This window comes from Nostoc sp. KVJ20 (assembly GCF_001712795.1).
GTDB lineage: Bacteria > Cyanobacteriota > Cyanobacteriia > Cyanobacteriales > Nostocaceae > Nostoc.
Genome location: NZ_KV757690.1, coordinates 1 through 10,617, shown reverse-complemented (window position 1 = coordinate 10,617; position 10,617 = coordinate 1). Strand labels below are relative to the sequence as shown.

8 protein-coding genes and 1 pseudogene are annotated in these 10,617 nt (G+C 43.0%); 3 read left to right on the top strand and 6 right to left on the bottom strand.

The features are described 5' to 3' along the window. The 3 genes from miaA to A4S05_RS28735 all read left to right on the top strand — a co-directional run. A partial coding sequence (gene miaA / locus A4S05_RS28745) for a tRNA (adenosine(37)-N6)-dimethylallyltransferase MiaA (protein ID WP_069073193.1) occupies positions 1-878 on the top strand: 878 nt, incomplete at its 5' end. A 547-nt stretch (positions 879-1,425) separates the two neighbouring features. Next, positions 1,426-3,987 carry a penicillin acylase family protein gene (locus A4S05_RS28740; RefSeq protein ID WP_069073192.1) on the top strand — a complete coding sequence of 854 codons (2,562 nt, stop codon included), beginning with the start codon at positions 1,426-1,428 and terminating at the stop codon, positions 3,985-3,987. 202 nt (positions 3,988-4,189) lie between these two features. Continuing rightward, the gene (locus A4S05_RS28735; RefSeq protein WP_069073191.1) at positions 4,190-4,633 is read left to right on the top strand and encodes a hypothetical protein; all 444 of its coding nucleotides are present in this window, start codon (positions 4,190-4,192) and stop codon (positions 4,631-4,633) included. Positions 4,634-4,675: 42 nt separating this feature from the next. Here A4S05_RS28735 and A4S05_RS28730 read toward each other — a convergent pair whose 3' ends face one another. The 6 genes and pseudogenes from A4S05_RS28730 to A4S05_RS28710 form a co-directional block, all read right to left on the bottom strand. Further along, entirely contained in the window at positions 4,676-5,359 is a 684-nt protein-coding gene (locus tag A4S05_RS28730; RefSeq protein WP_069073190.1) for a class I SAM-dependent methyltransferase, read from the bottom strand. 91 nt (positions 5,360-5,450) lie between these two features. Next, positions 5,451-5,572: pseudogene (locus tag A4S05_RS44330) on the bottom strand (aspartyl protease); the annotation flags it as partial. Positions 5,573-5,575: 3 nt separating this feature from the next. Next, on the bottom strand, positions 5,576-6,067 hold the full coding sequence (locus A4S05_RS28725) for a PIN domain-containing protein (RefSeq protein WP_069073196.1): 492 nt from the start codon (positions 6,065-6,067) through the stop codon (positions 5,576-5,578). A gap of 2 nt (positions 6,068-6,069) precedes the next feature. Next, positions 6,070-6,312, bottom strand: a complete 243-nt coding sequence (locus A4S05_RS28720) for a UPF0175 family protein (protein ID WP_069073195.1) — start codon at positions 6,310-6,312, stop codon at positions 6,070-6,072. A gap of 222 nt (positions 6,313-6,534) precedes the next feature. Next, positions 6,535-9,327: a preprotein translocase subunit SecA gene (secA, locus tag A4S05_RS28715; protein WP_069073189.1), complete on the bottom strand. Its 2,793-nt coding sequence runs from the start codon at positions 9,325-9,327 to the stop codon at positions 6,535-6,537. Between the two features lie 306 nt (positions 9,328-9,633). Further along, positions 9,634-10,227 carry a cytochrome C gene (locus A4S05_RS28710; protein WP_176727135.1) on the bottom strand — a complete coding sequence of 198 codons (594 nt, stop codon included), beginning with the start codon at positions 10,225-10,227 and terminating at the stop codon, positions 9,634-9,636. Between the last annotated feature and the right edge of the window lie 390 nt (positions 10,228-10,617).

Below are 10,617 nucleotides of genomic sequence, written 5' to 3'. Positions count from 1 at the left end.
CGACGGCAACAGGTAAGTCTGGTTTGGCTTTGGCTTTGGCGATGCGGTTGGGTTCTGTGATTCTCAGTGCGGATTCTCGTCAAGTTTATCGTGAGTTTGATATTGGGACGGCGAAACCAACTGTGGCTGAACAAAAATTGGTGCAGCACTATTTAATAGATATCTGCGCTCCAACAGACATGATGACAGTAGCAGACTATCAGGAACAAACACAAGCCTTAATTGCTTCTGTTGATGTTACACCACTTTTGTTAGTTGGTGGCACTGGTTTATATATCCGTTCCATTGTCCAAGGAATGAAAATTCCGAGAGTTGCACCACAAACAGAATTGCGATCGCAGCTGGAATCTCTCGGTCAACCACAACTCTACGCAATGTTACAACAAGTTGATCCAGTTGCCGCACAGAAAATTCATGGCAATGATTCAGTACGTACCTTACGAGCATTAGAGGTATTTTATGTAACCGGATATCCAATTTCAGAACAGCAAGGGGAGAATCCACCAAATTATCCGATTTTGCAAATTGGTTTAGATTGCGATGTTGAAAAGTTGGGTGTTCGTATTCAACAGCGTACTGAGCAAATGATCGCAAATGGTTTAGTTACTGAAGTGGAGTATCTTTGTCAAAAATATGGCGCTGATTTGTCTTTATTGAATACTTTGGGGTATCAAGAAATTAAGCAATATTTGTCTGGCAATATTTCTTTGAATGAAGCGAAAGAATTAACAATTTTGCATACAAGACAATTTGCCAAGCGACAACGTACTTGGTTCCGGGCATATCCAAAAATTGAATGGTTTGATGTCGATGCTCCTGATTTATTAGAGAAGGTTTGGCATCGTATAAATGAGTTTGTAAATTGCACAAGTTTGTGAGATTTTTTGAAGGAGGCAGGGGGCAGAGGGCAGGAGGNNAAGAGCCACAAAACTAGAATTTTTGTGTTACAGATAGCGCAGCGGTAGCGAGTCCTGGAGCGTCGGGCAGTTTTCCTCCTGCCGACGCTCGCGGACTCGCTAACGCTGCGCTATCCTGCCCTCTGCCTCCAACATCCTCGATAAAGTTATACAATTTTTATGGCCATACAACAAAATTTTAGCTGTGTACATACACCAATCTTGTATGAACATGTACATAGTAATACCACTTTGAAAAAAGAATACAATACGCAGCTTCACAAAAAACGGTGTCAGGCGCATTTGAAATGGGTAGATCACAATTTTCTATAAATTCTGATTAAATACCTTGTATAGCCGTAGTCACATAGGTTAGGACATTTTGAAAACCCCAAGGCTATGAATAATAATACTTTTACCTCCTGCCGACGCTCGCGGACTCGCTACCGCTGCGCTATCCTGCCTCCTGCCTTCTGCCTCCTCCTATAGTATCGCCTGATTTCACCAAACAATGCCACGGGAAGCTCACATGAAAAACTCCAGGAAAGGTTGGTTACGTAAAAGACTCAAAATTACTCTGATTTTCCTGTCAGTGCTGGGGCTATTGTTAGTAGGATTTGCTACCTACACCGTGCGCCAATCCTTTCCGCAAGAGAGTGGCACAATTCAAATACCTCAACTAAAAGCTGAAGTAACGGTTCGGCGGGATAAATGGGGTATTCCCCATATTTATGCTGCCAACTCTCACGATTTATTCATGGCGCAAGGTTATATCCACGCCCAAGACCGATTTTGGCAAATGGACTTTTGGCGACACATTGGTTCTGGGCGACTTTCAGAAATGTTTGGTTCATCTCAGGTTGACACTGATAAATATCTGCGGACAATGGGTTGGGCGAGGGTGGCGCAGCAAGAAATTCAGGAAATTAATGCAGAGATGAAAGCATACCTAGAAGCTTACGCTGATGGTGTCAATGCCTATTTGAGAGAGCATCAAGGCAGTGCCCTGAGTCTAGAATACACTGTGCTAAAGTTCCTCAATCCTGGGTATCAGCCAGAACCTTGGCAAATACTGCATTCTCTGACTTGGGGGAAGGTAATGGCTTACGATTTGGGCAGAAATTTTCAGAGCGAAATTGAACGTACTATTTTGCTCAAAACCCTTAACCCGAATCAAGTAGAGGAACTTTTTCCACCATACCCTCAAGACTTGCCAGTTATTTTACCTGAGTTCCAGAAGAAAGAGAACACAGGGACACAGAGACAGGGGAACACGCAGAGTTATTTGCCCGCTTCTTCTTCACTTCTCGACTCTCCAGATGTATTACCTGCTTTGGAGTCAATTACTAAGCCGATGATGGCTTTGGAACAACTTATAGGGCCCACGGGAATAGGTATTGGCTCGAATAGCTGGGTAATATCTGGTCAGCGAACAGCTATAGGTAAGCCAATTTTGGCGAATGACCCGCACTTAGGTGTGCAAATTCCCTCTATCTGGTACGAGGTTGGTCTACACTGCACACCGAAGAATGCAGAATGTCCCTACAACGTTTCTGGTTTTTCCTTTGCGGGAATGATTGGAGTAATTATCGGTCATAGCGATCGCATTGCCTGGGGTGTCACCAATGTACAATCTGATGTGATGGATTTATACATCGAGAAAATCAACCCGAAAAATCCTAACCAGTATGAAGTCAATGGTAAATGGGTTGATATGCAACTCGTGCCAGAGACGATTCAAATCGCCGGAAGTCAACCGATTGTCCAAACGGTTCGCTATACCCGACATGGGCCAATTCTCTCTGATGTTTCGCCCAATCTAAAGCAATTCCAGCCAAGTCAGTCGCTAGAATTACCGCAAAATTACGCCGTAGCCCTGCGCTGGACAGCCCTAGAACCTTCCAAACTAGGGTATGCCGTTCCCCAAATCAATCGCGCTCAAAACTGGCAGGAATTCCGCACTGCTGCCAGCAATTATGATGTCCCCGCTCAAAACTTGGTCTACGCTGACATTGATGGCAATATTGGCTACCAAATGCCTGGTAAATTCCCCATCCGCGCTCAGGGAGATGGGCGTTATCCCGTTCCTGGTTGGACGGATGAATATGAGTGGCAAGGCTATATTGACTTTGAGAAATTGCCCAAAAGTTTTAATCCACCTCAAGGTTATATTGCTACTGCCAATAATTTAGTTATGCGTGAATATCCTTATCTAATTACCGCAGACTGGGTTTATGGCTATCGGGCACAGCGCATTGTTGAGATGATTTCACAACAAACGCAACCGATTTCCCTCAAAGGTGTGCAGCGAATACAAGGAGACGATCGCAATCTGAATGCACAAACATTAGTACCACTACTGCAATCTATCACTGTTGATACTCCTCGCTTGCAAGCAGCCCAAAAATTACTACAAGATTGGAATTTGCAGTTAGGAATGACATCGCCTGTGGCTGCTTTGTTTGAAGTCTTCTGGAAACACTTACTGGCAGATACGTTTCACGATCAGTTGCCTGAAAAGTACTTTCCGCATGGAGGCGATCGCTGGTATGCTGTGGTAGCAAATCTGGTCAAACAGCCCAATAGTGCTTGGTGGGATAATCGCAACACCCCAAAAGTTGAGAACCGCGACCAAATCCTACGGCAATCCTTTATAGAAGCCGTGAATGAATTAGAACGAATTCAAAGCAAAGACCCGAACAACTGGAATTGGGGCAAGCTGCATACAATTACTTTTCGGAATGCCACTTTAGGTAAATCTGGGGTTGCACCGATTGAAGCTTTATTTAATCGTGGTGCATTTGCTACCTCTGGTAACGGCGAAACAGTGAATGCTAACCGCTGGAGAGCAAATAAATCCTTTGAGGTGACTGATATTCCTTCACTGCGGATGATTGTAGATTTGGGAAATTTGGATAATTCAGTAGCAATTCACACCCCTGGGCAATCAGGTCATGCTTTCCATCGCCACTACAACGATATGGTTGAACCTTGGCGCAAGATTGAATACCACCAGATATTATGGGAATCAAAGAATGTTACAGAAAATACGACTGCAACACTGAGATTAATTCCAAAATTGCTAGAGTAAAGGACGACACGACTATCTAATTTAAAATTGGGTTATTTGCGTGTAATTACATACACATTGTCGAAAAAATGAAGTATAAAGTAACAGGGCAGAAAGAAAGTTAAAAACAGAAATAAAGATTCTTTTTAGAAAAAGTATTTTCTCTAACCATCCATTCCTACTGTCCAACTTTCACTAAATATAGTTGGAGATCATAGAACCTATGCAACGCGTATTTAAGCAAAGTTTTATACTTTCAGTCACTACTGCGATCGCTTTATTATTTGCAGGTTGTGGCGAAAGTAAAGTTGCTCAATGTAACAAAGTCATCAAGGTTGCCAATCAGGCATCTACTCTAGGTCAGGAATTCGGCAAAAATCCCAATCCGGCAAAAGGTTCCAAAGCTTTAACTGAACTTGCTGGTAAGATAGACCCACTTACTAAAGAGATGAAAGCACTAGAAGTTAAAGATGAAAAATTGCAAGGTTTTCAAGGACGTTTTCTCACACTCTATCAGAACATCAGCAAGGAATTGAATAATGCAGCAGCAGCCATAGATAAAAAGAATCTACCAGCAGCAAAGGGCTTTTTGGTATCTCTGCAAAAGAGTAGTAGCGAAGAAAGTTCAATAGTCAACGAAATTAATAGCTACTGTTCTGGCAAATAATCCATTCTCCTCTACCTGGAATCTTTGCCGCAAAAATAGCGGTTAAATAGTTGGTCGATAACCACCAAAAACAGCAAAGCTGAAATTTTTGTACCAGCAATCCACATTTTGGAATCCAGCCGCTTCTAACCAGCTAAGTTGAATATCCAGGGTTGCCATGCGATCGTATTCCATGCGTTTTTGTGCAGCTTTGAGATCCTGTTCTGAAATATTCTTCGCGCGGACAGAATTTAGCCAGTGTTGACGGTAAAGTTGTTCTAAATCAGGCGTTTTACCGAGAACTTGATCGGCGTTGATAAATATCCCTCCAGGATTGAGAACATCATAAATCCGTTGATAAAGAAGTTCTTTGTCAACATCTGACAGATGATGAATCGATAAAGCAGAGATGATCAGATTATATGAACCACCTAAATCAGTCTCAATATAGTCACCAATTAAGATTTTGGGAGATTTACCCATTTTGCTAAATCTCAACTTAGCTTTTTCTAACATTTCAGGGGCTAAGTCCAACAAGGTGAACTCTGCATTCGGGAAAACTGACTGAACCATACCTGAGTAAAGTCCAGTACCAGCACCCAAATCTAGAACCTTTATCAGTGCGGTGCAATCAACTGGGATGATTTCAACGGCTGTTTTGTAAAAGTCATCAAAACAGGGAATTAAAACACGACGTAAGTTATCGTAATCTCCTGCGGCAATATTAAAAGCTTCTTGAATATTCATTTTTTTATTTTTAATAAAGGTAAAACTTTCTGTTTTAACAACTCAATTAAAGCTGGTTCCATATATTCATAGTCATCTGGTATATCTAAACCAGCAAAGTTGCGCCCGTATCAACTAAAACATCATCCAGAGTATAAGATTGAACTTCATCCGAAGAAATAAAGCCTCGTTGTGCCAGACTCGATCAATGCGATTCGTGACAGTGAGGGTAATAAACTACTCGACTAATTCTCCTGTCTGCTGTAAGACTTGTTTATAGAGTGTGGCATTAACCCAATATTGGGCAATATCAATCATGGCATCAAGTAGTGGTTGTACTTGAGGAATAATTTTTCTATTTTTTGCTAACAAGAGAATGCCGAGAGTACCAATTACCTGTAATCCCAAATTTTTAGCTACTTGGCGAGCCTCCCGTTCATCTAACAAAATGTTTAGCTCACTAGTTTCGAGAGCTAAGGCAATGGCTTCTCGCTCTCCATGATCTAGCTCTGGGGGGATGTTGAGTGCTATGTTTGAAACAAGATGGACTTGTAGCCATCCAGAAGCAATTGCTTGCAATATAAATTCTGAAGCTGGAAAGCTTGAACCCGTCGTTTCATTATATACAGCTTGGGGTATAACAATTGTCCCAAACACTGCCTGTAAAATATCAAGACGATTGATAGCAGCGAAGTTAATCAAAGGCGTAGCGTTGCAAATAACTGTCACAACTACCAAGAACCTGTTGTAATGGACTCAATATCATCTGCTAAATCCATTTCAGTATAATGGCGTGAAATTTTTTGTTGCCCTAAAAGTTGCTGAAATTCCCATACAGATAGATTAGCCAAGCGGCGTGCTTGACCAAAAGTAAAAATATTTTGGTCGTATAACTGCAAGGCAATTTCCTGACGAATAGCCTGCTCACCTTGACTTATGGAATCTGGAGATAATTGTAGGTTAATTGAACTCACAAATTGACTCATATCCAAAAACAACGTTTTACTTATAGCTTACTCTGCGATCGCCTCACTTAAATCATGAATTCTTTTCCATTATTGACCTCACTAAGATTGTTTGTGGTCTACTAAACCCTATTTTTCAGTGTTCCTAAACTCATACGAGGTCTAATATCAAAACGCAAAGGCGCTAAGAAACCTTTGCATCTTAGCGTCTCTGCGTGAGATATTAGCTATTTACACCATCTCAGACGAAGCTTGCACCATCTGCTGCGGCTGCGGCTGGAACATGAACAATGAGTACACCACATCTCGGCGAATGTTAACCATCATATCCAAGAAGAGTTCGTAACCCTCGCTCTTGTATTCAATCAACGGGTCTTTTTGCCCATAACCGCGTAACCCCACCGATTCGCGTAAGGCATCCATTTGTTGCAGGTGTTCCCGCCACAGGGTATCAATGCGTTGCAATATAAAGAAGCGTTCCGCTTGGCGCATAAGTCCGGGTTGAACTTGGTCAATCTGCGCTTCTTTGAGGTCGTAAGCAATTCGTACCTGTTCGTGGAGGAAGGCTTTAATTTCGCTGACTGTGATATCTTCTAATTGACTCGCTTGCAAATCAGCTAGCAGATAGACGAATTCTTTGACTTTCTCAACCAACTTTTCTAACTCCCACTCTTCCGAGGGTAAGTCTATGTTGATGTAGTAGTCAACGATGTCATCCATCGTTTTTTCAGCGTATTTAATCACCTGTTCTTTCAAATCTTGACCTTCTAGGACTCGGCGGCGTTCGGCGTAAATAGCACGACGTTGATTATTCATCACCTCGTCATACTCAAATACCTGCTTCCGAATGTCGTAGTAATAGGTTTCAACTTTTTTCTGTGCGCCTTCCAAACTGCGGGTAAGCATCCCAGATTCGATGGGCATATCTTCTTCCACTTGGAAGGCATTCATTAACCCAGCAACGCGATCGCCACCAAAAATCCGTAGTAGGTTATCCTCTAAACTGAGGAAGAATCTCGTGGTTCCAGGGTCGCCTTGTCTTCCTGCACGTCCGCGCAACTGGTTATCAATCCGCCGTGATTCGTGGCGTTCTGTACCAATTACGTGCAAACCCCCAATTCCCACTACTTCATCATGTTCGCGGGTAGTAAATTGTTCGTATTCCTGCTTGACGCGGTTGTAAGCTTCCCGCAATTTCTGAATTACAGGGTCATCAATGGGAGCTTTTTCTGCCGCCACAGCTACCTTGTCTTCAGCTTCCAGTTCCGGTAAACTACGTTCACCATACTCACGCACGGCAATTTCTACTGCATCTTTGAGTAGTTTTTCTGTTTCTTTTGTCAACTGAGTTGGGAAAATTTCTGGCGAAGCCCGCCAAGTTTTGACTTTCTTACCAGGGACAAAGCCTTGACCACCGCCATGTCCTGTAGGCAATCCGGCTGCTCTTTGCACGCCAAAGCTATCTTCATCTTCTGGCATGACGATCCGGGGCATAAAGTATTCCCGCAGCTTCAGACGCGCCATATATTCGGAGTTACCACCCAGAATGATGTCTGTACCTCTACCAGCCATGTTGGTAGCAATAGTAACAGCACCTTTGCGTCCAGCTTGGGCGACGATTTCCGCCTCACGCTCGACGTTTTCAGGACGGGCGTTAAGTAATTCGTGAGGAATCGCCAATTCCTTCAGCAGCCTACTCAGAAGTTCAGATTTTTCTACACTAGTGGTTCCTACTAATACAGGTCTACCGAGTTCGTGCATTTCGGCACATTCTCTCGCGATCGCCCCCCACTTACCTGATTCTGTCTTAAAGACCATATCAGACAAGTCTTCCCGTCTGCGATCGCGGTTGGTGGGAATTACCGCAACTTCGAGTTTGTAAATTTTTTCAAATTCTGGTTCTTCGGTTTTTGCTGTTCCTGTCATTCCACCGAGTTTTGGATACAGCAAGAACATATTTTGGTAAGTGATGGTCGCGAGAGTTTGAGTTTCTGGCTGAATCTCTACGTGTTCTTTTGCTTCAATCGCTTGGTGTAATCCATCACTCCAACGCCGTCCGGCTAGCACCCGACCAGTAAATTCATCCACAATTACCACTTCACCATTGCGGACGATGTAATTTACATCCTTGAGAAAAAGTTCCTTGGCTTTAATTGCATTGAAAATGAAGTGCGCCCAAGGATCTTCTGGGTCAAATAAATCTGTGACTCCCAAAAGATTTTCTGATTCCGCAAACCCTTCATCTGTCAATAGAACGTTACGAGCTTTTTCATCTACATCGTAATGTTCGTCTTTTTTGAGTGTAAATGCTATTTCAGCGGCTTGCAGATATTTTTCTGTAGGTCTTTCTACCTGCCCAGAAATAATCAGTGGTGTCCGCGCCTCATCAACTAAAATCGAGTCCACCTCGTCAATTACACAATAATTAAACGGGCGTTGTACCACATCTGCCATTGATGTCGCCATGTTATCCCGCAGATAGTCGAAGCCGACCTCGCTGTTGGTAACATAGGTGATATCGCAGTCGTAGTTTTTCTGACGTTCACTAGGAGTCATGCTTGACTGAATTAGCCCCACACTCAGCCCCAAGAACCGATGTACCTGTCCCATCCATTCAGCATCCCGACGAGCCAGGTAATCGTTCACGGTAATGACGTGTACACCTTTACCAGTAAGGGCATTTAAATAACTCGGCAAGGTGGCAACTAGTGTTTTACCCTCACCAGTTTTCATCTCGGCAATTTGCCCTACGTGCAAAATGATACCGCCAAGGAGTTGGACATCAAAGTGCCGCAAGCCTAAGACTCGCCGTCCTGCTTCCCGGACAACGGCGTAAGCTTCTGGCAATATGTCATCTAAGGTTTCGCCTTTGGCAAGCCGTTGTTTAAATTCGACGGTTTTACCTTTTAACTCATCATCGGAAAGAACCTTAATTTCTTCCTCTAAAAGGTTAATTTCAGTAACAGAAGGTTGGTATTTTTTAAGCTTACGAGCGTTGGGGTCGCCCAACAGAAGTTTTAGCATGGCAGATTATAGAACTGAATCAAGGGGATGGGGATTAAAGGGTCGGCATTGATTATAAACATTTAACCCAGGCCAACCGTCTTGGTCGTGGATGGGTGTTAAATGAGAATTAACTCAAAAACAGGAGAAAAATCAGCCAATCATTTAGTAAACTGATTGCTTTTAACTCTTATCTTATATTTAGTCTTTCTTCATAGTATCATTTTGCCCACAGATGGGGTCAGAGAGGGAGTGGGGGAATAGAGTTAGGAGTTAAGAGTTATGAGTTATGAATTTTTCAACTCCTCGCTTCTAACTCCTCACTCTTCACTGCCATTCTGCGGTCAAGCGGCGAAAATTGTAATCACTAGCACTGGGATGACAGCTGACGCAGCTGCCAATCTGGACAGGACGTGGTAATTGGACTCCTGGATGCAAAGCTTTGAAATAACGTGAGTTGTTGAGGCGATAGGGTGTTTCTTCGTCGTCTAGCTGCACACGGGAAAAAGTCGAAAGATATTTCCACACTAAGATACGCGGCGGATCGACTAAAGGCTTGAGTTGTGCGCCGTAGTGCTGCGAGTCTTGCAGGAGATTTTTCCAAGTTTGGGTGGGTAAAACTGCTGGTGGTATACCGATGTGACATGTGGCGCAGTTTTCCAAATACAGTTCTTGCCCTAGTTGGTATTGTGCAGGTACTACGTCAACAGTGCCAATTTCAGCGGTGGGAGTCGCACTTTGGGCATTAGTTGCCAAAGCTAGAAGCCAGCCCATAGCTAAACTCCACATTACAATTACCAAAAGTAAACCGAAAAATTGGCGTTTGAATTCACGTTCGGCGCTTTGCTGTAGTGCTTGGCGGTCGCTATCAGGCTCGTGCTTTTCGCGATCGCGGGTTTTGCGCTTAATAAAAATTGACATTCCTCACATTCCCAAATATTTAAAAGTGGCGCTTGTGCTAATCATAAGACTTACGCAGTATTGGCAGTGTTTCAAATTTTGTGTAAGTAGTTTTGTCAAGCAACACATTTTTAATATTGATAACAGTAATATAAATATCCAGGGTTAGCACGCCTCAAACCCTATTGACAGTTGGATTCTAGCAAAGTAGTGAGTTTTGGAAAGCTACTGCCAAAACAGAAACCATGTACTGCTCATTCATAGCTACGAAAGATAAAAAATCTTTGAACAAGAATTCAGAAGTCAGAATTCAGGAGTCAGAATAAATCAGTCGGGGATTCAGATCGGCGCAGGAATTGAAAACTACCAAATCCTAGATTTTGTGGGGGTCTTAGAGGATGTTTTAAAAGT

What these genes read in the sequence shown, in the direction of transcription:
- A4S05_RS28740 (WP_069073192.1), top strand. Translation starts at nt 1,426, where the DNA reads ATGAAAAACTCCAGGAAAGGTTGGTTACGTAAAAGACTCAAAATTACT.
- A4S05_RS28735 (WP_069073191.1), top strand. Translation starts at nt 4,190, where the DNA reads ATGCAACGCGTATTTAAGCAAAGTTTTATACTTTCAGTCACTACTGCG.
- A4S05_RS28730 (WP_069073190.1), bottom strand. Translation starts at nt 5,359, where the DNA reads ATGAATATTCAAGAAGCTTTTAATATTGCCGCAGGAGATTACGATAAC.
- secA (WP_069073189.1), bottom strand. Translation starts at nt 9,327, where the DNA reads ATGCTAAAACTTCTGTTGGGCGACCCCAACGCTCGTAAGCTTAAAAAA.
- A4S05_RS28710 (WP_176727135.1), bottom strand. Translation starts at nt 10,227, where the DNA reads ATGTCAATTTTTATTAAGCGCAAAACCCGCGATCGCGAAAAGCACGAG.